This window comes from Nonomuraea sp. NPDC049400 (genome assembly GCF_044466425.1).
Classification (GTDB): Bacteria; Actinomycetota; Actinomycetes; order Streptosporangiales; family Streptosporangiaceae; genus Nonomuraea.
The window spans coordinates 40,425-63,663 of the sequence record NZ_JBITMP010000042.1 but is presented as its reverse complement, the minus strand read 5'-3'; the positions used below and the strand labels follow the sequence as shown (position 1 = coordinate 63,663).

Sequence of the window (23,239 nt, the reverse complement as noted above, 5' to 3'; positions counted from 1 at the left end):
CTCAGTCCATGACGTCCTGCCGGCGTAGCGCGGCCACCTCCTTGCGCAGTTCGGCCAGCTCGTCCAGGATCCGCTGGGTGTGTGCCGTGGTGTCCTCGATCGCGGCGCGCTCCTCGGCGTTCTCCTCGTCCATGGCGTTGACCACGACGGCCATGAAGAGGTTCAGGACCACGAACGTGCAGACCAGGATGAAGATGGTGAAGAAGATCCACGCCGACGGATGCGTCTTCATCACGTCCCTGGCGATGTTGCCCCAGTCGTCGCCCGTCATCGTCTGGTAGAGGGTGAACAGCGAGGTCGGCAGGCTGCCGAAGCGCTCGGGAACGGTGTCCCCGTACAGCTTGGTGGCCATGACGGCGGCCACGTAGAGCACCAGGGCGAGCAGCACCACGATCGAGCTCATGCCCGGCATCGCGCGCAGCAGCGCCGACACCACGCGGCGCAGGCTCGGCACGACCGACAGCAGTCGCAGCGCGCGCAGGATGCGCAGCGAGCGCAGCACCGACAGGCCGCCCGAGTGGGGGACGAAGGCGATGGCGACGATCAGCGTGTCGAAGATGTTCCACGGGTCGCGCACGAACCGCGAGCGTTCGACGTAGAGCTTGGCCAGCATCTCGGCGGCGAAGATGTAGAGCGCGGCGTGGTCGACCGCGGTGAGCAGGTGGCCGTGGCTCGCCACGACGGACGGGACGGTCTCCAGGCCGAGCGTGCCGGCGTTGAGGAGGATGACGGCGACGATGAAGCGCTGGAAGCTCGGGCGCGAGAGTAAGGCGGCAGTGCGTTCACGCACGGGGGCAGGCTCCTAGGGGGACGATCATGTGCCCTGCCATGATGACGCATCATGATCAAGAGGTGGACTGTGGTATAAAACCCACCTGACTGCTGATCGGCGAGGGGGCCAGAGCGACCATGTCCTATCCGAACTACGGCCCCTCCTACTACGGGCCGCCGCCGCAGAGCCACCCGCAGGGCACCACCATCCTCGTGCTGGGCATCCTGAGCCTGGTGGTCTGCACGTTCATCGGCCCCTTCGCCTGGTCGATGGGCACCAGAGCGCTGCGCGAGATCGACGAGAGCGGCTACCACTACGAAAACCGCGGCATGGTCCAGGCCGGGCGCATCTGCGGCATCGTCAGCTCGGTCCTGCTAATCCTCACTCTCGGCTTCCTCATCTTCGGCTTCGGGGTCGCGCTGCTCACTGGCGGCTTCTCCCGCTAGCAGGTCGCCGATGCCCGACTCGAGCAGGTCGAACGCCTTGTCCGCCTGAGCTCTGAGGCCGGGCTCGATGCTCTCCCACTGCTCGCCCGCCAGCTGCCTGCGCACCGCGTCGTGGGTGAGGATCCGCGTCGTGTTGAGAATGTGGGTGGCGACCAGGCGCGGCGTGAGGTCGTCGGCGTCGGCCCCGAGCTCGTCGGCCAGCGCCCGCGTCAGCGCGTCCTCCCGCCGCTCCTGCATCTCGCGTAGCTTGGCCACCAGTGAGGGGGCCTCGCTGACGATCCCGGCGAACACGTCGGCTCCCTGGTTGAGCCCGTAGCGCCAGTGGCGCGTGTCGAGCGCGTCGAAGAAGTCGCGGCGGAAGGCCCGCACCACGCTCTCCCCGGGCTCGCGCTTGCGCAGCACCCGCGGCGCCAGGTCGATCGCCACGTCCTGCCGGTCGGCGAACAGGTCCTCCTTGGTGCCGAAGTAGTTGAACACCGTGTTGACCGACACGTCGGCGGTCCGGGCGATCTCGGCCACGGTCACGTTGTCGAACCCCTTGGCCATGAACAGCCCCATCGCGATGTCCGCGATGCGCTGCCTGGTCTCGCGCTTCTTCCGCTCCCGCAGCCCCTCTTCCATGCTCCCCATGGTACCGAGTTTGCAGTGACTCCAAAATTGTGACTACTCTAATTTTGGAGGAGATGAAATGATCATGACTTCAGGTCTGAGCAAGACCTTCGACGGCGGCGTGGAAGCCGTCAAAGGCGTCGACATCTCGGTCGGACCCGGCGAGATCGTCGGCTTCCTCGGCCCGAACGGCGCCGGCAAGACCACGACCATGCGCATGCTGACCACGCTGCTGCGCCCCACCTCGGGCACCGCCACGGTGGCCGGCCACGACCTGCTCGGCGACGCGAAGGAGGTGCGCAGGCGCATCGGCTACGTCTCCCAGAGCGGCGGGGTGTCGCCGGTGACGCCGCTGAAGGGCGAGCTCGAGCTCCAGGGCATGCTGTACGGACTGAGCCGCCGGGAGGCGGAGGCCAGGACGCGGGAGGCGCTGGAGCGGCTCGGGCTCACCGGACTGGAGCACATGCCCGGCGCCGCCCTCTCGGGTGGGCAGCGCCGCCGCTTCGACATGGCGTTCGCCCTGCTGCACGACCCCGTGCTGCTCTTCCTCGACGAGCCCACGGCCGGGCTAGACCCGCAGAGCAGGGCCAACCTGTGGGACCACATCCGCTCGCTGCGGGAGGAGAAGGGCATGGCGGTCTTCCTGACCACCCACTACCTGGACGAGGCCGACGCGCTCTGCGACCGGATACTGATCATCGACCACGGCCGGATCGTGGCCGAGGGCGCCCCTGCCGAGCTCAAGACCGGCGGGCGCACGCTCGACGACGTGTTCCTCGACATCACCGGCAGGTCGCTGCGCGAGGAGAGCGCGCCTTCCGGAAAGGGCGTCTGATGCTGCGCGACACCTGGGTGCTGTTCCGCCACGGCGTGCGCGTCACGCTGCAGCAGAAGCTCGGCATGATCTTCGGCGCGATCCAGCCGCTGCTCTTCCTGGTGCTGTTCGGGCCGATCTTCACCACGTTCGGCACGTGGGAGACGCTCGTTCCAGGGCTGATCATCCAGCTGGGGCTGATGAGCATGGGCCTGGCCGGGTTCGGGGTGGTGTTCGAGAAGCGCTCCGGCGTGCTGGAGCGGATGCGGGTCACCCCCGCCAGCCGCCTGGCGCTGCTGCTCGGGCGCGTGCTCAACAACACGCTCACGCTGGTGATCCAGCTGGCGCTGCTCCTCGCCGTCGCCTTCGCCCTCGGCCTGCGCGCTCCCGCGCCTGGGCTGGCCGCCGGGATCGTGCTGGTGGTCGTGCTGGGGGTCAGCCTGGCCGCCCTGTCGTACGCCATCGCGCTGACGATCAACGAGCAGCTGTTCGCGCCCGTGATGTCCACGGCGGTGATCCCGCTGGTCCTGCTGTCCGGGTCGTTCCTGCCGATGTCGATGGCGCCGGGCTGGCTCGACGCCATCTCGCACATCAGCCCGTTCAGGTACGTGCTGGAGGCGCTGCGCGACCTGTTCGACGGGCGCTACCTGACCGGCACCGTGGGCCTGGGCGTGGCGGTGACCGTGGTGTTCGCCGTGGCCAGCCTCACGATCGGGACCCGGGTGTTCAACCGCGAGAACGCCTGACCGGCGTCAGGCCGCGCTCTTGAGCCGCCGCTGGAGCGCGGCGATGATCCCGGCCGGATCCACGTTCCCGTAGCCGTAGTCGTAGTCGAAGCCCACCTGGCTGCGGTCCTCCGCGGTGCGCCGCAGCAGCGCCCGCAGCTGGGCGGGCGACAGTCTGGCGGCCGGCCACCGGGTGCGCACGGCGGCGACGAGCCCGGCGGCCACCGGCGTCGCCGCGGAGGTGCCCGAGTCCGCTGTGCCGTCGCCGAACGCCTTGGATCCGGAGAAGTGCGTGTAGGCGCACAGGTCGGGCTTGCGGGCGGTCAGCCGGCCTGGCCCCTGCGAGGAGTAGCCCACCCGCTCGCCGTTGACGTCGACGCCGCCGACCGACAGGACCTTCGGGTGGGAGTTGGCGCCCGCGATGGGCCGGCTGGGGAAGGCGCACCGGCCGTCGGGGCACTGCAGCCCGCAGTTGCCCGCCGCGAACAGCACGTCCGCCCCCGCCGCGTCCAGCTCGGCCACCATCAGGTTGAACGGGTGGGCGGCGTTGTCGGAGTAGTTGCCGGGGTGGCCGACGGGGAAGTCCCACTCGGGGGAGAACGACCCCCACGAGTTGCTCACGACCAGCGCCCTGGTGCCGGCGGGCTGGGCGGCGAGCACGTCGCGCAGGTGCGCGAAGGCCGACACCGCGTCCGACAGCAGCCCGTCCATCGCCGTGCCGCCCGGCCGGGTGGACAGCAGCACCGGGATGTCGATCAAAGACGCCTGTGGGGCGGCGATGAGCGCGTCGAACGCGCACATCGTCCCGTGGTCGACCTCGAACTCGCCCGGCGTGCCCGACACGCCCTGCGGGCTCCAGGACCGCGCCGCGTCCAGCGTGACCCCTCTGCCGAGGTGCCTGGCCGTGTGGGCCGCGTTGATCCCGGTGTCCAGCACGGCCAGCGCCACCCCGGTGCCGTCGAGCCCTTCGGCGTGCAGCGCCGGCACGTTCAGCAGCCGCTCCACATCGTGCCAGTCGCCGACCGGCGGATCGCCGCCGCACGTCTGCGTGGTCCCGATGACCGGGTCGGCGAAGATCCCGACCACGTCGGGCCTGAGCGCGGGCAGCATCGCGATCCTGGAGGCCGGCTCGTCGTCCGAGATCGTGCCGCGTACCAGCACCGAGGCGTCCTCGGCGGCCAGCGAGAAGCCGAGCGGCTGGTTGAGCGAGAGCGGATCGCCGCCCGCCGCGGGGACGGGCCGCGCGACGGCCACGGGAACGAAGGCGGGATCGAGCTCGACCCCGGGCAGGCCGTCGGCGACGTCTGCCGTGGTGGCGATCTGGCCCGGGTCGGCGACGGCCGCGACCAGATCGGGGGAGGGGCGGAGCTGGATCAGAACCCGCATGTGACACCACCGAAGGATGTGGAGGGAAACGAACTCCCCAACTTTCATCCATCCAATGGTTTGGCGTCCAGCGACTCACAGGGCTTTTGACCTGCGTAAATGCCCTAATTCGTGCGAAGCGGACGACATTTCTCGCGGGCGGCCGGACTTCCTTGTTTTCGGTCTCTTCACTACGGTGATGCAGCATGACGCTCGAGGCGCAGAAGCCGGTCGGGGACGGGGAGAAAGCTCATTGGCTGGCGGTGCGGCCGAGGCTCGTCCTCGCCAGTGCCTTCATGCTCTTTCTCGAGCTGGCGCTGATCCGGTGGACCGGGTCCAACATCGTCCACCTCAGCTATTTCACGAATTTCGTGCTGCTCGGCTCATTCCTCGGCATAGGGCTCGGCTTCCTGCGGGTGGGGCGGTCGCGGCGGCAGCCGTACTACTCGCCCGTCGTGCTCGCCGCGCTGGTCGCCGTCGTCCTGACCTTCCCCGTGACGGTCGACAGGAACACCGACGGCGTCCTGTACTGGACCAGCCTGTCCACCAGCGGCCCGCCCGCCTGGCTGATCCTGCCGGTGATCTTCTGTGCCGCCGCGCTGGTGCTCATGGGGCCCGCCGAGCTAGTCGGGCGCTGCTTCCCCGAGCTGCCGCGCCTGGAGGCATACCGCTACGACCTGATCGGCAGCCTCAGCGGGATCGCGGCGTTCACGGCGCTGTCGTTCCTGAGCGCGCCGCCGGTGTTCTGGGGGCTGATCGCGGCCATCTGCTACGGCCTGCTGCTGGTGCCCCGGCCCCGCTCGCTCTACTTCGGGCTGGTCACCGTGCCCTCGCTGGCCGTCGTGGGGCTGCTGCTGGTCGAGACGCTGACCGCCGGGGCGATCTGGTCGCCGTACTACAAGGTCACCACCAGGCAGCTCACGCAGCTCGGCGTGCTCGTCACCGACATCGCGGTCAACGGCATCCCGCACCAGCAGGCCGTGCCCGCCGCCGCCCGCCTGCAGTGGGAGGCCCAGTACGGGCTGCCGTACGAGCGCAACCCGAAACAGCCCAAGGACGTGCTCATCGTCGGCGCGGGCAGCGGCACCGACGTGGCCATCGCGCTGTCCAAGGGCGCGAACCGGGTGGACGCCGTGGAGATCGACCCCAAGCTGCGCGAGCTCGGCGGCTCGGTCCACCCCGACCGGCCCTACGACGACCCGCGCGTCACCACCCACGTCACCGACGGGCGCGCCTTCCTGGAGCGCACGAGCGGCAAGTACGACCTGATCCTCTTCGCCCTGCCCGACTCGCTCACCCTCGTCTCCGGGGCCTCCTCGCTGCGCCTGGAGAGCTACCTGTTCACCGAGGAGGCCATGCGGGCCGCCCGCGCCCACCTCAAGCCGGGCGGCACGTTCTCGATGTACAACTACTACCGCGAGAGCTGGCTCGTCGACCGACTCGCGTCCACGATGCAGAGCGCCTTCGGCCACAAGCCGTGCGTGGACGTCGTCAGCACGGCCGGCCAGCAAGCCGTCATCACGGCCGGTCTGACCGCCGCCGACCAGCGCTGCGCGGCCGAGTGGCCGGGCGCCGCCCCCGGCACCCCGCAGCCCGCCGACGACGACCGGCCGTTCCTCTACCTCAAGGACGCCGCGATCCCGCCGATCTACATCATCACGCTCGGCCTGATCCTCATCGTCAGCCTCCTCGCCGTCCGCGTCGTCGCGGGGCCCTATGAGCGGATGCGCCCGTACGCGGACCTGTTCCTGCTGGGCGTGGCGTTCATGCTGCTGGAGACCAAGAGCGTCACCGGGTTCGCGCTGCTGTTCGGCACCACGTGGGTGGTGAACGCGATCGTCTTCGCCGGCGTCCTGGTCGCGGTCCTAGCCGCCGTCGAGGTCACCCGCCGCTTCCGCACCCCGCCCCTGCCGGTCATGTACGGCGTGCTGTTCGCGGGCCTGCTGCTGGCCTGGCTGGTGCCCAACGCCTGGCTCCTGTCGCTCCCGCTGCCGCTGCGCGCGGTGGCGGCGGTGACGGTGGCGTTCCTGCCGATCTTCGCCGCGAACGTCGTCTTCGCCAAGCGCTTCGCCGACACGGCCGACGCGACCACGTCCTTCGGGGCGAACCTGCTGGGCGCCATGGTGGGCGGCTGCCTCGAGTACGCGGCCCTTGTGATCGGCTACAAGGGCCTGCTGATCGTGGCGGCGCTGCTCTACATCGGCGCCATGGCGCTGCTGCCGAGGAAGCGGGCGGCGCTGTGACTACGACAGGCCGCAGAGCTCGCTGAGTGACTTGGCGCCGCTCTTCTGGGTGTTCCTGGTCGGCGTCTGCGTGGGCGTCGCGGCCTGCGCGCGGGTCGGTGACGCCGAGGACGTGACGCTCGGGGACGCGCCCACATTGGCGGTCTGCGCCTGCCGAGGGGGCCGGACCGAGTCGTTGATCGCCTTCTTCGTCGCCTGGCGGATCTTCACCCAGTCCGGGCTGCCCGTGTAGAAGTTGGGCGGGACGAACTGCAGGCTGGTGATCCGGGCGTCCTTGACCTTGACGGCCAGTTCCACCAGCGGCTGCACCAGGTGCTGCGGGATGTTCGTCTGGGCCAGGCGCTTGGCCGCGCCGGCGATCTTGGTGAAGTTGGCCAGGATCTTGGCGGGCGTGGCCTGCTGGGCGAAGGCGCCAATGACGCAGCGCTGGCGGGCCATGCGCGAGAAGTCGTCGCTGTTGACCCGGGAGCGGCCGTACCAGAGGGCCTGCTCGCCGCTCAGCCTGTGGTAGCCCGCCTTGATCGTGCCCGCGGTGCCGTAGTGGCCGCCCCACTTGACGTCCTGCTCGACGCGGATCTTGAGGCCGCCGATGGCGTCGACGAGGTCCGCGAAGCCGTACATGTTCATCAGCATGTAGTAGTCGATCTTGAGGTTCAGCGTGTAGCCGATGGCGTCCATCAGCGCGCGGGCGCCCTTGTTCTTGCCGCCCATGAGCTGCGGGTTGTCGTTGGCGTACTGCCAGACCTCGTTGAGCAGCCCGCCGTTGGGCAGCTCGGCCATGTAGCCGTTCGGGAACTGCTTGTGCAGCGGCGAGCTCGGGGGGAAGCGCACGTGCTGCAGGTTGCGCGGCAGGCTGAACAGCACGGTGTTGCCCGTCTTGAGGTCCACGCTGGCCACGTTCATGCTGTCGGTCCGCACGCCGGTGCGGTTGCCCGCCGCGTCGCCGCCGATCAGCAGGAAGTTCACGCGGTCCTTGCCGCCCCACGGGTCCTCGCCCTCCTTGACCGGGGGCGGGACGTCGGGGTCGGACTGCGAGGGGAAGATCTGCTGGATCGCCTCCCGTGCGGTCAGCACGTAGTTGGCGGTCAGAGCGAACGGCGACATCACCGACACGCACAGCACCCCGACCACGATGCCGGTCACCACCTGGCCCTGCTGGTTCAGCCGGTTGGGACCGAGCGCGATGTAGGAGGCCACCATCACCGCGAACCACGCCAGTGCGCAGATCGAGGCCACGACAACCACGGTGACCATCATCCCGTCCCCGGCGAACGCGGTGAGGTTCTGCAGGTTCCGGGTCAGCCCGAAGGCCAGCGCCGCCAGCAGCAGCAGCGCGTACGCGCCCAGCATCGCCAGCCCGACACGGCGACGCCCGGCGCGCAGATGAGCGGCGCCGGGCGCGATGGCGGACAGGGCGGTCCACCCGAGTACGGAGGCGGTCGTCAAAGGCTTGGCAAAGCGAGGGGCCGAGGAGCCGCGAGGAGTCGAGGAGCCAGGACGCGGGCGGCGGATCGGGCGCCGTTTCCTGCCTCCGGGCACGGTCTCCGACCCCTCGCGATTGCTCACACCCGGCTCCTTACACGCCTACCAGGCAAAACTGACGTTTGCCCCCCGTTGGCCACAAGATTGCCAGGATTCTAGCCCCCATATCTGGACATCAGAGACATGTGCCCAACCTGAGATGAACTCCGCGTGCACGAAAGGCCACGTTTCACGGCCTTCCGCAGGCCGACGGGCAATTTCAGGAAGTCGTCGAGGCCGGCGCGAGCCAGGTGTTGCACTGGTACGCCTTGTTCTTCTCCCAGCCCTGCCTGAACCACAGGTTGTTGTTCACGGGCTTGCCGTGGTCGCGTGGCCAGCCGGGGTAGTCGCCCACCTGGCCGTAGAACCAGAACAGGCGGGCGCGCAGGGACGTGTTCACCGGGTACGACGACGCCACGGACCGCATCCACATGCCGCCGAAACAGGTGGCCTGCAGCTCCAGCCGCCTGCTGAGCGCCAGCTTGCCGCTCTGGCTGGAGGAGTCGAGGGTGGAGCGCCACCAGGAGTTCATGATGCCGGTGATGTTCTGGACGTGGTGCCCGTACTCGTGGGCCATCATGCTGATGATGCCGCCGTGCCAGGAGATGATCTGGCCGTACCCGCGGGCGTTGCCGTTGCCCCTGGCCATGGCCGAGGTGGAGGCGTAGATCGTGTTGTTGCGCGGGCAGTAGTACGGCACCATGCTGCCCGCCGACGGATAGTCGCCGCACGCGCCCCTGCCCCGCTTGGCCGCGATGGCGTAGTTGGGCGGGCTGAAGTTGATGCCCTGCCGCTGCAGGATCGGCCCCCATGCCTGGTCCATGCACTTGCCGGTCTTCAGGATCAGCGCCTTGAGCTGGCTGTGGTTGAAGATGTTCGCGTTGCCGGCGGGGCAGCTCAGCCTGGGCAGCGAGCCGGCCCGGTACATGGTGTTGTTCTTGAGGCTCGTGTTGACGGTGACCTGGGGCTGCTGCTGTTGCCGGGTGGGGGGCGTCTCCGGCTCGTCGGACTCCTGCTGGGTGGGCTCCTGCTGGGTGGGCTCATCGGACTGCGAGCGCGTCGGCGTCCAGATGGGGGTGGGCTCGTCGCTGCCGCTCTCCGACGGCTCGTACGTCGGGATGGCGACCGGCGTCGTCGTGTCCGACCTCGACGAGCTCTTGAGCAGGGCCGTTCCGATGATGAGCAGCACGAACAGCGCCGCGACCGATCCGACGACGGCGCCGATCACCCCGATGGCGCCCATGCCCGACTTCTTGCGCTGCGGCGGCCCCCACTGCGCCGGTGGCAAGGGCGGTGGCGGGGGAGGAGGGGGCGGCGGCTGCCGGTACTGCTGCCCGCCGTAGGGCGGCGGCGGTGGTGGTGGCGGGTACTGCGGGCCGCCGCCTTGCGGGTAGGCCGGCCCCTGAGGCCACTGCGGATGGGCAGGCCCTTGCGGGGGAGCGGCCGGCGGCGGAGGCGGGGCCGGGTACTGTTGCCTGCCGCCCTGCTGCTGCGGCTGGCCATAGTTCGGTGGCGGCCACGGCAACGAGGGCGGCCTCTGTGGCTGCCCTGGCCCCTGTGGCGGGGGTGGATATTGCCCGTTCCCTGTCACCGTGTCTCCCCGTTCACCCGGTTGTCTGGAATGGATGGCTTTGGGGTGCGACTAGTCAGACCCTTGCCAAATTTGGGGCAAAAGCATACTGATTTATCACCCGTCACGGATGTAGCAGTGCTCGGTTACGGTCCGAAATCATTCGAGGTGATCTCGGTTATCTCCCGGTCCGCGCGGCGGGCGTTGCCCTAGCTTCTTTGGCATGAATCTCCAGCAGCTCCGCTATGTGGTCGCGACTGCGGAGCACCGCACCATGACCGACGCGGCCAGATCGCTTTACATCGCGCAGCCTGCGCTGTCACGCGCGATCCGCGATCTTGAGCGAGAGCTCGGCATGACGCTCTTCGCTCGTTCCGGCCGCGGCGTGGTCGTCACCGCCCAAGGCCGCCGGGTGGTCAAGCTGGCGAGGGAGGCACTCGACGCGGTTCACGAGATCGAGAGCCTGGCCAACCACAGCGGGGTCACGGACGCCGAACTCCGCATAGCCTCCACGCCCAGCCTCGAACCCGGTCTCGCCGGACGGCTGCTCCCGGCCTACGCGGCCGAGCACCCGGGAGTACGCGTGCACATCGTCCGCTGCGATGGCAGAGACGCCGTCGTCAGCGCCATCAGGGACCAGCGGGCCGACCTCGGGCTCACCGATCTGCCCGTCCCCACCGACCTCATCACCCACCCGCTCGAGCGCCAGGAGATCGTGCTGATCTCCCCGCCCGGGCTCGACCTCCCCAATCCGGTGCCGATGGGCAAGCTGCACGGCATGCGCCTGGCGCTACCTGCCCGCGGCAGCATGCGGCGCAGGGAGCTGGACGCGATGTTCGGCAAGTACGCGGTCAGCCCCGTCGTCGTGCTCGAAACCGACGAGCGCAACGGCTGGCTCAACGCGGTACGCGCCGGCCAGGCGTCGCTGCTCTGGTACCGCGGCATGGCCGAGCAGGCCGCCCGCGCAGGCTTGATCGTGCGCTCGCTCGAGCCCGCCGTGCGGCGCGTCATCGCCGTCGTGCACGCCCGTCGCCGCCTCCCGCTGATCGCCCAGGACTTCCTGACCACCGCAGAGAAGGGGACAGCCGCCTGACCAGATAGGAACGATCCATGCTCATGGCCTCTGCTCCGCAGAGGCGGGCTCGGTCGCTCTCGATGCCGCCGCCTTCCCCCGCTCTGGTCGCTACGCTCCCGCCGCTCCTCCAGGCGGCGGCGCTCCCTCGCCGGTGTCAGGGGGAGACGGGCAGCCGCACCACGACCCGCAGCCCGGGCGCGGCGTCCTCCAGGACGACCGTCCCGCCGTGCGCCCGCACGGTCTCGCGTACGATGGCCAGCCCCAGACCGGCGCCGCCCTCGTCACGGCTGCGACCGGAATCCAGCCTGGTGAACCGGTTGAAGACGCGCTCGCGATCCTGCTCGGGAATGCCGGGCCCGTCGTCGGTCACCGTCAGCACGCCGTCCGCGGTCAGCGCCACCTCGACCTTCGACGACGTGTGACGTGCCGCGTTGTCCATCAGGTTCGTCAGCACCCGGCTCAGGTCGAGGGCGTCGCCCCGCACCACGACCGGGTCGCACACCGTCAGGCGCGCCTCGGCGTACCTGTCGACGGTGTGCCGCACCACCTCGTCAAGTTCGACGGGCTCACGCCTGGCGGGCACGCCGCCGCGCTCGTCCAGCCTGGCCAGCGCCAGCAGGTCCTCGGCCAGCCTGGACAGCCGCATCGTGTCCTCCAGGACGCCCTCGGCGGTCTCCTGCCAGTCCTGACCCTCGGGATGCCCGAGCGCGACCTCCAGCTGCAGCCTGATGCTGGCGAGAGGGCTGCGCAGCTCGTGCGCGGCGTCGGAGACCAGCGCCCGCTGGCGCTGCTCGGCCTCCTCCAGCCGGGCCAGCATGTCGTTCAGCGTGGTGGCCAGCGAGTGCACCTCGTCACGTGACTGCGGCACCGGCAGCCGGCGCGACCTGGCCGTGTGCGTGATGTCCCGTGCGCCCTTGCGCAGCGCCGTGATCGGGCGCAGCGTACGGCCGATCATGAGCCAGCTCGCCACCGCGAGCAGCACGATCAGCGCGGGCGTGCCCACCAGCAGCACCCTGCCGGCCGTGGCCAGGCTGGTCTGGATCTCGCTGACGGGCCTGGCCGCGATCACGGTCTGCCCGCGGTCCGCCTGCAGGACGATCACGCGCAGGGCCCCGGAGATGGCGTACGGCCGCCCGTCGAGGAACGTGGCCTGTCCGTGCTTCAGCACTTCGGCCCTGGCCTTGGCGTCCAGCAGCGGCACGAGCCGGTCGGTGCCGTACGTGACGTGCGTGATCCGCCCCTGGGCGTCGATGACCTGCACGATCGTGCCGTCGTGCGTGGTGATCGGGCTGGTCAGCGTGCCCGCGTCGGCCGCCACGCGGACGGTCTGGGCCTGCTGCCTGGTGGACTCGTCCACCGTGTCCATGAGCGCCCGCTCCAGCACGCTGACCAGCACCGACGCCGACACCGCGAGCGCCAGCGCGAGCACCGCGGCGGCCACCACCGTGAGCCTGAACCGCAGCCCCTGCCGCCGCCACCACAGGAGCGGGGAGTCAGCCACCGTCGCCCGCCAGCCGGTAGCCCGCGCCGCGCACGGTCTGCAGCGCGTTCCTGCCGAACGGGGCGTCGATCTTGCGCCGCAGGTAGCCGACGTACACCTCGACGACGTTCGGGTCGGTGTCGAAGGTGTCCCACACGTGCTCGAGGATCTCCGCCTTCGACACGACCTCGTCCCGCCGCCGGATCAGGTACTCCAGCAGCGCGAACTCCCTCGGCGTCAGCTCGATCGCGCTCCCGTCCCGCTCGACCCTGCGCCGCGCCGGGTCCAGCGACAGGTCACCCGCCACCAGCACCGACGGCCGCCGCCCCGAGTCGCGCCGCAGCAGCGCTCGCAGCCTGGCCACCAGCACCACGTACGAGAACGGCTTGGTCAGGTAGTCATCGGCCCCCAGGTCCAGCCCGTCGGCCATGTCGTACTCGCCGTCCTTGGCGGAGAGCATGAGGATCGGCACCCAGTTCTCCTCCGCGCGCAGCCGCTTGCACACGTTGTAGCCCGACAGCCTGGGCAGCATGATGTCGAGCACCACGACGTCGTAGTCGCCGTGCCTGGCCGCGTGGAGCCCTTCCTCGCCATCGTGGGCGAGGTCCACCGCGAACCCCTCAGCCTGGAGCCCCCGCTGGAGCGCGGCGGCCATGCGCCGCTCGTCCTCGACGACAAGTACTCTCATGTGGCAATTCTCCTGTTCCTGCCCTGAGACAACGCTGAGAAGGCTGAGAGCCGTCTCAGACAGTCTCAGGTCTGCCACAGGATGCATCACGCAGGCTCTGAGCATCGACATACCGTTAAGGAGTGAGATGCGCAGAGGCACGTTCGTGAGGTGGGGAGTCCCGATCGCGGCCGCGGCCGTGATCGGAGCCGCGATCGGCGCCGGCCCCGTCATAGCCGCGGTGAGCGGCGATCCGGTGCTGCCGGAGCGCTCGGCCCAGCAGCTGCTGGCCGACGCCGTGGCGGCGACCAGCAAGGAAGGCGGCATCCCGCCGATGTCCGGCACCGTCCAGCAGACGGCCTCGCTCGGCCTGCCGGCGCTGCCGCAGACCGGCGAGGCGTCGCCGCTCAGCCTGCTGTCCGGCTCGCACGAGGTGAAGGTCTGGTACGGCGCCAAGGACAAGCTGCGGGTGGCCATGCCGACCCAGCTGAACGAGACCAACCTGATCGTGAACGGCGACCAGGCCTGGTACTGGGAGAGCGCCACCAACACCGCCACCAAGGTGAGCATCAAGGCGGGCACGGAGCAGCAGCACAAGGCGCCCACGCCGCAGCCGACCGACCTGACGCCGCAGCAGGTGGCCGAGCGGCTGCTGGCCAACGTCGGCCAGCACACCGCGGTCCGCGTGATCAACACGGCGGAGGTGGCGGGCCGGCCGGTCTACCAGCTCGTGCTGGCGCCCAAGGACGCCGGCTCGCTGGTGCAGGAGATCCGCATCGCGCTCGACGGCGAGACGTACGTCCCGCTGCAGGTGCAGGTCTACGCCAAGGAGTCGGCCGAGCCGGCGTTCCAGGTCGGGTTCACGCAGGTGACGTTCACGCCTCCGGCGGAGGAGAACTTCACCTTCACCCCGCCCGCGGGCGCCAAGGTGGAGGAGAAGACACTCGGCGCGGACATGTCCCAGGGCGCGGAGCAGCGGGCCGAGCACGCCAAGGACGTCGCGGGCCGGGCGAAGGTCGTGGGGCAGGGCTGGACGACCGTGGCGGTCGTGCCGTTCTCGCTGTCGGACCTGAAGGCCGGGACCGCGACGCCGTCCGACTCGCGTCAGTCCGCTGACCCGGGCGCCGGCCCGAGCACCGATCCGAGCGCGCTGGTCGACAGCGTGCTGAAGTCCGCCACCCCGGTGAGCGGCGCGTGGGGCTCCGGCAAGCTGATCAAGACCAAGCTCGTCACCGCCCTCCTGACCGACGACGGCCGCCTCCTGGTCGGCGCGGTCACCCCGGAGGAGATCACCAAGGCGGCGGGCGTCAAGTGACCGCTGTCACGCAGGAAGCGGGGGCGCCCTTCGGGGCGGCCCCGCCCCCGGGGACGAACGCCGGGGAATCCGCCATCGTCACGGAGGGCCTGACCAAGCGTTTCCGCGGCGGCCAGGTCGCCGTGGACGCGCTGGACCTGGCCGTCCCGCGCGGCTCGGTGTTCGGCTTCCTGGGGCCGAACGGCTCGGGCAAGACCACCACGATCCGCATGCTGCTCGGCCTGATCGCGCCGACGTCGGGCGAGTACTCCGTGCTCGGCCTGCCGCAGGCCCAGGCTCTGCCCAAGGTGGGGGCGCTGGTCGAAGGGCCGGCCTTCTACCCGTACCTGTCGGGCGCGGCCAACCTGATGCGCTTCGACGCCGCCGACCCCACCGCTCCGCGCGGCACCGCCCGCCGGCGGATCGCCGAGGCGCTCGAACGCGTGGGCCTGTCGGCCGCGGCCGGCAAGCGCTTCCGCAACTACTCGCTCGGCATGCGCCAGCGCCTGGCCATCGCCGCCGCCCTGCTGGGGCCGCGCGAGCTGCTCATCCTGGACGAGCCGACCAACGGGCTCGACCCGCAGGGCACGCGCGAGGTCCGTGCGCTGGTCAAGGAGATCGCCGCCGACGGCACGACCGTCTTCGTGTCCTCGCACCTGCTGGCCGAGGTCGAGCAGATGTGCACGCACGCGGCGATCATGCGTACCGGCAAGCTCGTGGCGCAGGGCACGATCGCCTCGCTGAGCGGCGGGATCATGGCGCGCGTCCGGGTGGAGACGCCCGACGTGGCGGACGCCGCGCGGGTGCTCGGCAAGCTCGGCCTCGCCGACGTGCGGCCCGCGAGCGGGGAGGTCACGGCGGAGCTGGGCGGGCACGCGCCGGAGCGGATCAACGCCGCGCTGGTGGGGGAGGGCGTGGCCGTACGCGGGCTGGCCGTGGTGCGGCCGAGCCTGGAGGACGTGTTCGTCGGACTGACTGGGGAGGGCTTCGATGTCGACGGCTGAGACGGCGGGAACCTTGGGGCCGGCCACGTCGGCTGCGGTGTCCGCGGCGGAGACGCAGACCACCCGGCGCACGCCCGGCCTCGTGCCGGTCACCGAGACCATGCGCACCGCGGAACGCCGCCACCCGCCGGAGCCGCCCGGCGCCGCTCCCGTCCTCGCGGGCAGGACGTGGGCGTTCTGGCGGCTCCTCGGCTCGGAGCTGGGCCTGACCTTCCGCCGCCCGCGCAACCTGGTGATGCTGGCCGTGCTCGGCGTCGTGCCGGTCATCATCGGCGTGACGTTGCGCATCGTCAGCTCAGAGGGCGGCATGGGCGGGATCATCGCCGACGTCGCGGGTAACAGCCTGATGCTGACGTTCGCCTCGTTCTCGTTCCTCGTGCTGCTGCTGATGCCGGTCGCCGTCAGCGTGGTGGCGGGCGACTCGATCGCGGGCGAGGCCGGGGCGGGGACGCTCCGCTATCTGCTGGCCGCCCCCGCGGGGCGCACCCGGCTGCTGCTGGTCAAATACCTCAACGCGGTCGTCTTCGCGTACGCGGTGACCGCGGTGGTGGCGCTGACGGCCCTGCTGACGGGCCTGATCCTCTTCCCCGCCGGTCCGGTGACGCTGCTTTCCGGCACCACGATCTCGATGACGGACGGCCTGCTGCGCATCCTCATCGCCGTCGGGTACGTCGGCGCCGGGATGGCCGCACTGGCCGCCATCGGGCTGGCGCTGTCGACGTTCACCGAGGTGTCCATCGGCGCCATCGCGGCCACTCTGGTGCTGGTCATCGTCTGCCAGGTGCTGCGGGCGATCCCCGAGCTCGGCTCGATCACGCCGTACCTGCTGCCGTCCAGGTTCACGAACTTCGACGCGGTGCTGCGCAGCCCGATCGACCTCGGCGCGCTGAGGGACGGGTTGCTGACGTTCGGGGCTTACATCGGGCTGTTCGGCTCGATCGCTTGGGCCCGCTTCTCCGGCAAGGACATCACTTCCTGACGGCCGGCTCGCCGCCCGGCCGTGACGCCCGGGCGGCCGGACGCCTCTACGAGGCGAGCGTCGCCGCCTCCTCGGCCTCGACCTGCCGGTTCCAGTCGCGCTTGATCTCGCGCCACTGCTCGTCGTCGGCCCCGGCCCGCCAGTATCCGGAGATCGACAGCCGGTCCATCCCGATCCCCCGCTCGACCCGCAGGTGGCGGCGGAGCTCCTTCACGAACCCCGCCTCCCCGTGCACGAACGCGTGCACCTCACCCTCAGGGAACTCCAGCGCCCGCACCGCCTCCACGAGCCGCTGGCCCACGGGGCGGTCGCCCCGGCAGACCCAGCTGATCCGCGCGTCGGCGGCCGTCTCGAGCTTCTGCTCGTCCTCGGGCGCGTCCACCTCCACCAGAACGTGCGCCAGCGCCCCCTCCGCCAGCCCCTCCAGCGAGGCCGCGATGGCCGGCAGCGCGCTCTCGTCGCCCACCAGCAGGTGCCAGCCGGCCGCGGGGTCGGGCGCGTACCCGCCGCCGGGGCCGAGCATGAGCAGGACGTCGCCGGGGACGGCGCGCTCTGCCCACGGTCCGGCCAGCCCCTCGTCGCCGTGCACCACGAAGTCGAGGGTCAGCTCACGGCTGTCGGGGTCCCAGGCGCGTACGGTGTAGGTCCGCAGCCGCGGCCAGTGCTCGCGCGGCATCGTCTCGCGACAGGTCTTCACGCTGAACGGCTCGGGATATTCCACCCCTTCGTGCGGGAAGACCAGCTTGACGTAGTGGTCCGTCAACCCGGAGGTGGCGAAGCCGGCCAGCCCGTCGCCCCCGACCACGACGCGGACCATGTTCCGTGAGATCCGCTCGGTCCGCAGGACGACGCCCCGATGGTGATCCGTGGGCTTCTCAGCCATCAAACAGGCCCCCTGACTAAAGTTAGGTATACCTAACCTTACACTTCTCCGAGGTGCCAGCGTACGCCGGTCATCACAAAAGGGGCAGTGCCAAATTTCACGCCGCGGCGATATCGCCCGTGGACGCGCGCCGGGCGGCGACCGCTCGCAGGAAATGCGACATGTGCCGGAACGCCAGTCGCGCCTCGGGCAGCACGTCCGCCAGGATCGGGAAGGCGTGCGGCATGTGTTTCCACTCCTCGTACCGGACCTGGACCCCGGCCAGGCGGGCCCGTTCGGCCACTCTCCTCGCCTCGTCGCGCAGCACCTCGGTCGACCCGGTCACGATCATGAGCGGCGGCAGCCCCGTGAAGTCCCCCAGCACGGGGGACACGAGCGGATCGTGCGGGTCGAGACCGGCGGTCCACCGGCGCGCCAGCCACCGCACCCGGCCGGCGGGGAGCATGGGGTCCTGCCAGCGGTTCGCGCGGCGGGGGATATCGGTCAGGTCGGCCCACGGTGACAGGCAGATCGCCGCCGCCGGCAGCGGGAGCTTCCGGTCGCGCAGTGCCAGCAACGTGGCCAGCGTGAGGTGGCCGCCCGCCGAGTCCCCGGCCAGGATGATGTCCTCGGGCGCGTGGTCGCGCCCCAGCAGGCAGTCGTACGCGTCCAGCGCGTCGGCCAGCGAGTCCGGCAGCGGGTGCACGGGCCCCTGCCGGTAGTCCAGCGCCAGCACCGGCCGCTTGGCCGCCACCGAGAGCCGCCAGGTGATGGAGCGATGGGTACGCGGCGAGCACGAGAAGTACCCGCCGCCGTGGAAGTAGAGCACCACCTTGCGATCGTCGAGCCCCGGCCCGCCGCGCACCCACTCGCCCTCGCACGCCGAGAACGCCTCGGGCGCGACGGTGACGTGCTCGGGCTGAGGCACCCGGACCAGCCGCCCGAGATCACCGAGCCGGGCGGCGCAGGCCAGGGCGAGAGGATGGCGCATGAGTATCGTCGAAGCCGGTTTCAGGGTGCCGTGCATCAGGCCGATGAGTGCGCGGGCCTGCCAGCTCAAGGGGTACTCAGGCACCAAGTCCCTGTCGATCCGCATATTGACCCTCCGACGAATCTCCTTCCCCCGACGAGATCGTCCTACCGGCCGGTAAGTATCTCATCGCTTATGCGGATATTTCGGCACTGTGACGCGCTGTCGTACGAGGTGCGCCGGACGCCGGCCACTGGACCGTACGACGTCATACTGGTCTTCTGCCCTGACAGCGCCGCACTTCACCAGTCGCTGCTGGTAACCGTGCCCTCACCCCCCGGAGGTGCAAAACCATACCGCTCTATGCCCGGCTCGTCCGGTACGGCTTTCGCAAACACGCCACCTACGTCTGGGCCGCGGTCGCCGGGGCGTTGACCAACAGCGTGTTCGGCATCCTGCGTGCCTACATCCTCATCGCGCTCTGGCAGGCCCGCCCGGGGCTGGCCGGCTACGACATCTCCGACGCCATCACGTACTGCTTCATCACCCAGGCGTTCATCGGCCCGATGCAGCTGTTCGGCGGCGGGCTCGGCATCCCCGAGCGCATCCGCAGCGGCGACATCGCGCTCGACCTGGTCCGTCCCGCCTCGCTCCAGCTCTGGACGCTGGCCGAGGATCTGGGCAGGGCCGGCTATCTGTTCCTGGTCCGCAGCATCCCGCCCATGTTCGTGGGCGCGGCGCTGTTCGGCATCACCCTCCCGGCCGATCCCGGCCAGTGGCTGGCGTTCCTGACCGGCTTCGCCATCGGCGTCGTGGTCGGCTTCGGCTGGCGCTACCTGGTGGCACTGTCGGTCTGCTGGCTCGTCGACGACCGGGGCGTCGCGGTGGCGTCGTTGATCTTGACGACGTTCTTCTCCGGGATGATGGTGCCGCTGCACCTGTTCCCCGGCTGGCTCGGCGATCTGGCCATGGCGCTGCCCTGGGCGGCCATGGTCCAGCTCCCCACCGACCTCTACCTCGGCAAGGCGCCGGTCCTGGAGACGCTCGCGTTCCAGGCGCTCTGGGCGGCGGTCCTGCTCGTGCTGGGCGCGCTCGGCACCAGGGCGATCCGCCACAAGGTGGTGATCCAGGGTGGCTAGGACGTACTTCCTGCTGATGTGGACCTGGACCCGGGCCGCGGCGGCGTACCCGGTGTCGTTCGCGCTGATGACTTTGTTCGGCATCGCGATCGCCGCGCTCGACGTCGGCGTGATCCTGGTGGTCTTCGCCAACACCACCACGCTCGCCGGCTTCTCCCGCGACGAGGTGCTCTTCCTGTATGGCGCGAGCAGCGTGTCGTTCGCCATCTGCGACACGTTCGTCAGCAACATCGACCGGGTCAGCCAGCACATCAAGGCGGGCACGCTCGACACGATCCTGATCAGGCCCGCGAGCGCGTGGATCCAGCTCGCCACCGACCGCTTCGTCCCCGCCAGGGTCGGCCGGATCCTGCAGGCGGGCATCGTGCTCGGCTACGCCGTCGGCGCGCTCGGCATCGAGTGGCGGCGTGCCTGGATGATCCCCGTCATGGTGGTCACGGGCGTGGTCATCTTCACGGCGCTGTGGACGCTGGGCGGCGCGCTGCAGTTCGTGCTGACCGACGCCCCCGAGGTGACCAACTCACTGACGTACGGCAGCCACCAGCTCAACCAGTACCCGCTCAGCATCTACGGCCGCGACCTGGCCAGGGCCGTGACGTACGTGCTCCCGCTGGCCTTCGTGAACTGGCAGCCCGGCCTGTACGTGCTGGGCCGGGCCGACCCGTTCGGCACGCCCGAGTTCATGAGATTCGCCGGACCGGCCGCCGCGCTGGTCCTCGCCCTGCTGGCTGGGCTGGCCTGGCGGCAGGGCATCAGGCACTATCGATCCACGGGGAGTTGACGATGATCGAACTCGACGGGGCCGGACGCTCGTTCAAGATCAAAAGGAAGGTCGTGCACGCCGTGCGCGACCTGTCGTTCACCGTGTCGGCGGGGGAGTTCGTCGGCTACCTCGGGCCCAACGGCGCGGGCAAGTCCACCACGATCAAGATGCTCTGCGGCATCCTCACGCCCACGTCGGGCCGGGTCCGGGTGGCCGGGCTCGACCCGTCGCGCAGGCGCACGACGCTGGCGCGGCGGATCGGCGTGGTGTTCGGGCAGCGCACGACGCTGTGGTGGGACCTGCCGCTCGCCGACAGCTTCGAGCTGATCCGCCACCTGTACAAGGTGGAGCGCGCCACGTTCAGGTCGCGGCTCGGCGAGCTGACCGAGACGCTCGACCTGGGCGAGTTCATGCGCACGCCGGTGCGCCAGCTCAGCCTGGGCCAGCGCATGCGCGGAGACCTGGCGGCGGCGCTGCTGCACGCGCCCGACGTGCTGGTGCTCGACGAGCCGACGATCGGGCTGGACGTGGTGAGCAAGGCCAGCATCAGGGACTTCCTGCAGAGGCTGAACGCCGAGCAGGGCACGACCGTGCTGCTCACCACTCATGACCTGGGCGACATCGAACGCCTGTGCCGCCGGGTCATGCTGATCGACCACGGGCGGCTGGCGTTCGACGGCACGCTCGACGACCTGATGGCCACGGCGCCCGACCAGTCGAGCCTGGAGGACGTGGTCACCCGCCTCTACACGGCCGCGCCTCAGTAGTAGCTGCCCTCCGGCGTGGTCTCGTAGTCGTCGTCCAGTTCGTCGTCCCGCCGCGACCAGCGCGACGGCATCAGCACGGGGATGAAGAGCGCCACGCCGAGCAGGGCGAACACGCCCGTCGTGAGCAACGTCTTGGCGCCGAAGCCGACGTCCCTGATGAGCTGGTTGACCGACGGCTCGCTCGGGATGAGGGAGAGCGCCCTGTTCATGTCGAGGGCGTAGACGACCGTCCAGGCCAGCAGGACCATCGACGGCACGAACGTCGCAAGCGGCGAGATCCGGCCCGCCACCACCAACCCGAAGACCAGCCCGATCGCGGCCATCGCGCCCAGCGCGATCCACATCTTCTGGCTGTCCGGTGGGTTCGCCGCCGCATTGCCGACGACCTGCTGGACGGCCCAGCCGCCGCCTGCCACCACGGCTGCCGTCACCACAAGCCCTATGAGGAAACCACCCAAGTGCCGCAACGTTCTCACCTCGATGTCAACGCGGTCGGCACGACCCTAGCGACAAATGGTCCATTTCGGACAGAGTTGTGCAGCTTCGCACTCCAGGTCTCATGAGTGACTGCCCCGTGAGAGCATGGGGCACACCCATGCGCGCGCAACTCCCTCTAAGGCTCGCGCGGACGGCCGCCTTCTCCGCCGTCTGCGTGACTCTCGCCGCGTTCGCCCACATGCTGGGCGGCGGCTCGGCGCCCGCGCCATGGGCCGCCGGTCTCGGGCTCGCGGGCGCGTCCGCGCTGGGACTGGCGCTGTGCGGCAGGGAACGCTCGACGGCGACGATCAACGTCGTCCTGGTGTGCGCCCAGCTGGGGCTGCACGAGCTGTTCGCGAGAGACGGCGAGACCTACTTCGCCCTGCGCGGCCTGTTCCCGGCGAACGCCGTCGTGCACAGCCACACGCAGGGCGGCCTGGCCGTCAACACCGGGATGCTGCTCACGCACGTGACGGCCACGCTGATCACGGGCCTGTGGCTGGCGCGCGGCGAGGCCGCGCTCTGGTCGCTGCTGCGCCTCATCGGCCGCCGGCTCGTGCTGCTGCCGGCGGTCGCCGTGCCTGTCGTACGGGCTGCCGCGCCGATCGTGCTGACCAGGGTCGTCCCGCTCCAGCCGGAGTTCCGGCACTGCGTGGCCAGGCGTGGTCCTCCACTTCCCGCCTGACCATCTGACACCCCTTTCATTTCCCATTCACCAAGTGGAGTTCTTCGCATGTCCTTCGTACGCCGTGCGGCGACGGTGCTCGCCGCCGCCACCGCCCTCACCGCCGGGCTCGCCATGCCGGCGCTGGCCCACGTCACCATCCAGCCGGGCTCCGCCGAGCAGGGCGGGTTCACCAAGGTCGCGTTCCGGGTGCCGAACGAGCGCGACGACGCCTCGACGGTCAAGATCGAGGTCAGCTTCCCGACCGACCATCCGCTGGCGTTCGTGTCGGTCAAGCCCCTGCCCGGCTGGGACGTCAAGGTCACCCAGGGCAAGCTGCCTAAGCCGGTCAAGACCGAGTACGGCGACCTCGAGGAGGCCGTGACCAAGGTCGTGTGGTCGGGCGGCAAGATCAATCCGGGGGAGTTCCAGGAGTTCGAGGTGTCCATGGGGCAGCTGCCCAAGGACACGCAGGCGCTGACGTTCCCGACGAAGCAGACGTACTCGGGCGGTGAGGTGGTGGACTGGGCCGACCCGCCCAAGGCCGACGGCACCGAGCCCGAGCACCCCGCCCCGACGCTCAAGCTGGTCGCCGCCAGTGGGGGTGACGGGCACGGCACGGCCGCCGCCTCTGCCCCCGCTGCTCCGGCCGGAGCAGCGCCGGTGGTGGTGCCGGCGTCCACTGACGGCACCGCCCGCCTCCTGGGCGGCGCGGGCCTGGTGGTGGGCGTCATCGGCATCGTGATCGGCGCCCTCGGCCTCCGCCGCCGCCCCACCTCCTGAGCCCACGCGCCCCGGGCCGGACGCCCTGAGCTCCGGCCCATCCGGGACCCGGGTGGAGCATTCTCCTCCGGCACGCCAAGGACGAAACGCCACTTCAGACCGTCGAACCACAGCCCTTACTAACCCCGAAGGAATGACCGCCTTACCTGCAATACCCCTTATGGCAGACATGCGGAAAGCCTCCGCGGATCCGGCCACAGTGTGCTTTGCCGTGTCCCTGATCAGGAGAGGCGAGAACCGGATGGCGCGT

23 protein-coding genes are annotated in these 23,239 nt (G+C 70.2%); 13 read left to right on the top strand and 10 right to left on the bottom strand.

Annotated features, from left to right (window positions below; all coding sequences use genetic code 11):
• Nucleotide 1: 1 nt before the first annotated feature.
• Nucleotides 2–790: an ion transporter gene (locus ACIBVN_RS44215; protein ID WP_397146290.1), complete on the bottom strand. Its 789-nt coding sequence runs from the start codon at nucleotides 788–790 to the stop codon at nucleotides 2–4.
• Between the two features lie 119 nt (nucleotides 791–909).
• Between ACIBVN_RS44215 and ACIBVN_RS44210 the strand changes: the two genes are divergently transcribed.
• Entirely contained in the window at nucleotides 910–1,218 is a 309-nt protein-coding gene (locus ACIBVN_RS44210) for a DUF4190 domain-containing protein (protein WP_397146289.1), read from the top strand.
• Here ACIBVN_RS44210 and ACIBVN_RS44205 read toward each other — a convergent pair.
• Nucleotides 1,147–1,848, bottom strand: coding sequence for a TetR/AcrR family transcriptional regulator (locus tag ACIBVN_RS44205; RefSeq protein WP_397146288.1), 702 nt, complete (start codon nucleotides 1,846–1,848; stop codon nucleotides 1,147–1,149). The two genes, ACIBVN_RS44210 and ACIBVN_RS44205, sit on opposite strands and share 72 nt — an antisense overlap.
• A 58-nt stretch (nucleotides 1,849–1,906) precedes the next feature.
• Here ACIBVN_RS44205 and ACIBVN_RS44200 point away from each other — a divergent pair, with 58 nt between their 5' ends.
• Nucleotides 1,907–2,662, top strand: a complete 756-nt coding sequence (locus ACIBVN_RS44200) for an ABC transporter ATP-binding protein (protein ID WP_397146287.1) — start codon at nucleotides 1,907–1,909, stop codon at nucleotides 2,660–2,662.
• On the top strand, nucleotides 2,662–3,387 hold the full coding sequence (locus ACIBVN_RS44195) for an ABC transporter permease (RefSeq protein WP_397146286.1): 726 nt from the start codon (nucleotides 2,662–2,664) through the stop codon (nucleotides 3,385–3,387). Before ACIBVN_RS44200 ends, ACIBVN_RS44195 begins: the two co-directional genes overlap by 1 nt.
• A gap of 6 nt (nucleotides 3,388–3,393) precedes the next feature.
• Here the strand turns inward: ACIBVN_RS44195 and ACIBVN_RS44190 are convergent, their stop codons facing one another.
• Nucleotides 3,394–4,752, bottom strand: coding sequence for a S8 family serine peptidase (locus ACIBVN_RS44190; protein ID WP_397146285.1), 1,359 nt, complete (start codon nucleotides 4,750–4,752; stop codon nucleotides 3,394–3,396).
• Nucleotides 4,753–4,937: 185 nt separating this feature from the next.
• On the opposite strand from ACIBVN_RS44190, the gene ACIBVN_RS44185 reads away from it, so the two are divergent.
• On the top strand, nucleotides 4,938–6,974 hold the full coding sequence (locus tag ACIBVN_RS44185; protein ID WP_397146284.1) for a spermidine synthase: 2,037 nt from the start codon (nucleotides 4,938–4,940) through the stop codon (nucleotides 6,972–6,974).
• Here ACIBVN_RS44185 and ACIBVN_RS44180 read toward each other — a convergent pair whose 3' ends face one another.
• Together ACIBVN_RS44180 and ACIBVN_RS44175 are read right to left on the bottom strand one after the other, a co-directional pair.
• A complete protein-coding gene (locus ACIBVN_RS44180; protein WP_397146283.1) occupies nucleotides 6,975–8,540 on the bottom strand; it encodes an LCP family protein in 1,566 nt (521 codons plus the stop codon). It lies immediately after the preceding gene.
• A 175-nt stretch (nucleotides 8,541–8,715) separates the two neighbouring features.
• Nucleotides 8,716–9,738, bottom strand: coding sequence for a neutral zinc metallopeptidase (locus ACIBVN_RS44175; RefSeq protein WP_397146282.1), 1,023 nt, complete (start codon nucleotides 9,736–9,738; stop codon nucleotides 8,716–8,718).
• 550 nt (nucleotides 9,739–10,288) lie between these two features.
• Between ACIBVN_RS44175 and ACIBVN_RS44170 the strand changes: the two genes are divergently transcribed.
• Entirely contained in the window at nucleotides 10,289–11,158 is an 870-nt protein-coding gene (locus tag ACIBVN_RS44170; RefSeq protein ID WP_397146281.1) for a LysR family transcriptional regulator, read from the top strand.
• Nucleotides 11,159–11,294: 136 nt separating this feature from the next.
• On the opposite strand, the gene ACIBVN_RS44165 is transcribed toward ACIBVN_RS44170, so the two are convergent.
• Nucleotides 11,295–12,641: a sensor histidine kinase gene (locus tag ACIBVN_RS44165; protein WP_397146280.1), complete on the bottom strand. Its 1,347-nt coding sequence runs from the start codon at nucleotides 12,639–12,641 to the stop codon at nucleotides 11,295–11,297.
• The gene (locus ACIBVN_RS44160; RefSeq protein ID WP_397146279.1) at nucleotides 12,634–13,308 is read right to left on the bottom strand and encodes a response regulator transcription factor; all 675 of its coding nucleotides are present in this window, start codon (nucleotides 13,306–13,308) and stop codon (nucleotides 12,634–12,636) included. The genes ACIBVN_RS44165 and ACIBVN_RS44160 overlap by 8 nt, the downstream gene beginning before the upstream one ends.
• Before the next feature lie 127 nt (nucleotides 13,309–13,435).
• On the opposite strand from ACIBVN_RS44160, the gene ACIBVN_RS44155 reads away from it, so the two are divergent.
• From ACIBVN_RS44155 to ACIBVN_RS44145, 3 genes are read left to right on the top strand one after another with little or no spacing between them, the layout of a single operon-like run.
• Nucleotides 13,436–14,602: an outer membrane lipoprotein carrier protein LolA gene (locus ACIBVN_RS44155; protein WP_397146278.1), complete on the top strand. Its 1,167-nt coding sequence runs from the start codon at nucleotides 13,436–13,438 to the stop codon at nucleotides 14,600–14,602.
• On the top strand, nucleotides 14,599–15,585 hold the full coding sequence (locus ACIBVN_RS44150; protein ID WP_397146277.1) for an ATP-binding cassette domain-containing protein: 987 nt from the start codon (nucleotides 14,599–14,601) through the stop codon (nucleotides 15,583–15,585). The genes ACIBVN_RS44155 and ACIBVN_RS44150 overlap by 4 nt, the downstream gene beginning before the upstream one ends.
• Nucleotides 15,572–16,564, top strand: coding sequence for an ABC transporter permease (locus tag ACIBVN_RS44145; RefSeq protein WP_397146276.1), 993 nt, complete (start codon nucleotides 15,572–15,574; stop codon nucleotides 16,562–16,564). The genes ACIBVN_RS44150 and ACIBVN_RS44145 overlap by 14 nt, the downstream gene beginning before the upstream one ends.
• A 46-nt stretch (nucleotides 16,565–16,610) precedes the next feature.
• Here ACIBVN_RS44145 and ACIBVN_RS44140 read toward each other — a convergent pair whose 3' ends face one another.
• Both ACIBVN_RS44140 and ACIBVN_RS44135 read right to left on the bottom strand, forming a co-directional pair.
• Nucleotides 16,611–17,447: a siderophore-interacting protein gene (locus ACIBVN_RS44140; protein ID WP_397146275.1), complete on the bottom strand. Its 837-nt coding sequence runs from the start codon at nucleotides 17,445–17,447 to the stop codon at nucleotides 16,611–16,613.
• A 97-nt stretch (nucleotides 17,448–17,544) separates the two neighbouring features.
• Nucleotides 17,545–18,522 (bottom strand): alpha/beta hydrolase, encoded by a 978-nt coding sequence (locus tag ACIBVN_RS44135; protein ID WP_397146274.1) that lies wholly within the window; start codon nucleotides 18,520–18,522, stop codon nucleotides 17,545–17,547.
• A gap of 305 nt (nucleotides 18,523–18,827) precedes the next feature.
• Here ACIBVN_RS44135 and ACIBVN_RS44130 point away from each other — a divergent pair, with 305 nt between their 5' ends.
• From ACIBVN_RS44130 to ACIBVN_RS44120, 3 genes are read left to right on the top strand one after another with little or no spacing between them, the layout of a single operon-like run.
• Nucleotides 18,828–19,535 carry an ABC transporter permease gene (locus ACIBVN_RS44130; RefSeq protein WP_397146273.1) on the top strand — a complete coding sequence of 236 codons (708 nt, stop codon included), beginning with the start codon at nucleotides 18,828–18,830 and terminating at the stop codon, nucleotides 19,533–19,535.
• The gene (locus ACIBVN_RS44125) at nucleotides 19,528–20,316 is read left to right on the top strand and encodes an ABC transporter permease (RefSeq protein ID WP_397146272.1); all 789 of its coding nucleotides are present in this window, start codon (nucleotides 19,528–19,530) and stop codon (nucleotides 20,314–20,316) included. Before ACIBVN_RS44130 ends, ACIBVN_RS44125 begins: the two co-directional genes overlap by 8 nt.
• A 2-nt stretch (nucleotides 20,317–20,318) precedes the next feature.
• Nucleotides 20,319–21,065, top strand: a complete 747-nt coding sequence (locus tag ACIBVN_RS44120; protein WP_397146271.1) for an ATP-binding cassette domain-containing protein — start codon at nucleotides 20,319–20,321, stop codon at nucleotides 21,063–21,065.
• On the opposite strand, the gene ACIBVN_RS44115 is transcribed toward ACIBVN_RS44120, so the two are convergent.
• Complete coding sequence (locus ACIBVN_RS44115; protein ID WP_397146270.1) at nucleotides 21,059–21,496, bottom strand: hypothetical protein; 438 nt, start codon at nucleotides 21,494–21,496, stop codon at nucleotides 21,059–21,061. The genes ACIBVN_RS44120 and ACIBVN_RS44115 overlap by 7 nt on opposite strands.
• Nucleotides 21,497–21,660: 164 nt before the next feature.
• Between ACIBVN_RS44115 and ACIBVN_RS44110 the strand changes: the two genes are divergently transcribed.
• The gene (locus ACIBVN_RS44110) at nucleotides 21,661–22,227 is read left to right on the top strand and encodes an MFS transporter (protein ID WP_397146269.1); all 567 of its coding nucleotides are present in this window, start codon (nucleotides 21,661–21,663) and stop codon (nucleotides 22,225–22,227) included.
• 48 nt (nucleotides 22,228–22,275) lie between these two features.
• On the top strand, nucleotides 22,276–22,989 hold the full coding sequence (locus ACIBVN_RS44105) for a YcnI family protein (RefSeq protein WP_397146268.1): 714 nt from the start codon (nucleotides 22,276–22,278) through the stop codon (nucleotides 22,987–22,989).
• Nucleotides 22,990–23,239 lie beyond the last annotated feature (250 nt).

What these genes read in the sequence shown, in the direction of transcription:
- ACIBVN_RS44210 (WP_397146289.1), top strand. Translation starts at nt 910, where the DNA reads ATGTCCTATCCGAACTACGGCCCCTCCTACTACGGGCCGCCGCCGCAG.
- ACIBVN_RS44205 (WP_397146288.1), bottom strand. Translation starts at nt 1,848, where the DNA reads ATGGGGAGCATGGAAGAGGGGCTGCGGGAGCGGAAGAAGCGCGAGACC.
- ACIBVN_RS44200 (WP_397146287.1), top strand. Translation starts at nt 1,907, where the DNA reads ATGATCATGACTTCAGGTCTGAGCAAGACCTTCGACGGCGGCGTGGAA.
- ACIBVN_RS44195 (WP_397146286.1), top strand. Translation starts at nt 2,662, where the DNA reads ATGCTGCGCGACACCTGGGTGCTGTTCCGCCACGGCGTGCGCGTCACG.
- ACIBVN_RS44190 (WP_397146285.1), bottom strand. Translation starts at nt 4,752, where the DNA reads ATGCGGGTTCTGATCCAGCTCCGCCCCTCCCCCGATCTGGTCGCGGCC.
- ACIBVN_RS44185 (WP_397146284.1), top strand. Translation starts at nt 4,938, where the DNA reads ATGACGCTCGAGGCGCAGAAGCCGGTCGGGGACGGGGAGAAAGCTCAT.
- ACIBVN_RS44175 (WP_397146282.1), bottom strand. Translation starts at nt 9,738, where the DNA reads ATGGGCGCCATCGGGGTGATCGGCGCCGTCGTCGGATCGGTCGCGGCG.
- ACIBVN_RS44170 (WP_397146281.1), top strand. Translation starts at nt 10,289, where the DNA reads ATGAATCTCCAGCAGCTCCGCTATGTGGTCGCGACTGCGGAGCACCGC.
- ACIBVN_RS44160 (WP_397146279.1), bottom strand. Translation starts at nt 13,308, where the DNA reads ATGAGAGTACTTGTCGTCGAGGACGAGCGGCGCATGGCCGCCGCGCTC.
- ACIBVN_RS44155 (WP_397146278.1), top strand. Translation starts at nt 13,436, where the DNA reads ATGCGCAGAGGCACGTTCGTGAGGTGGGGAGTCCCGATCGCGGCCGCG.
- ACIBVN_RS44145 (WP_397146276.1), top strand. Translation starts at nt 15,572, where the DNA reads ATGTCGACGGCTGAGACGGCGGGAACCTTGGGGCCGGCCACGTCGGCT.
- ACIBVN_RS44140 (WP_397146275.1), bottom strand. Translation starts at nt 17,447, where the DNA reads ATGGCTGAGAAGCCCACGGATCACCATCGGGGCGTCGTCCTGCGGACC.
- ACIBVN_RS44135 (WP_397146274.1), bottom strand. Translation starts at nt 18,522, where the DNA reads ATGCGGATCGACAGGGACTTGGTGCCTGAGTACCCCTTGAGCTGGCAG.
- ACIBVN_RS44120 (WP_397146271.1), top strand. Translation starts at nt 20,319, where the DNA reads ATGATCGAACTCGACGGGGCCGGACGCTCGTTCAAGATCAAAAGGAAG.
- ACIBVN_RS44110 (WP_397146269.1), top strand. Translation starts at nt 21,661, where the DNA reads ATGCGCGCGCAACTCCCTCTAAGGCTCGCGCGGACGGCCGCCTTCTCC.
- ACIBVN_RS44105 (WP_397146268.1), top strand. Translation starts at nt 22,276, where the DNA reads ATGTCCTTCGTACGCCGTGCGGCGACGGTGCTCGCCGCCGCCACCGCC.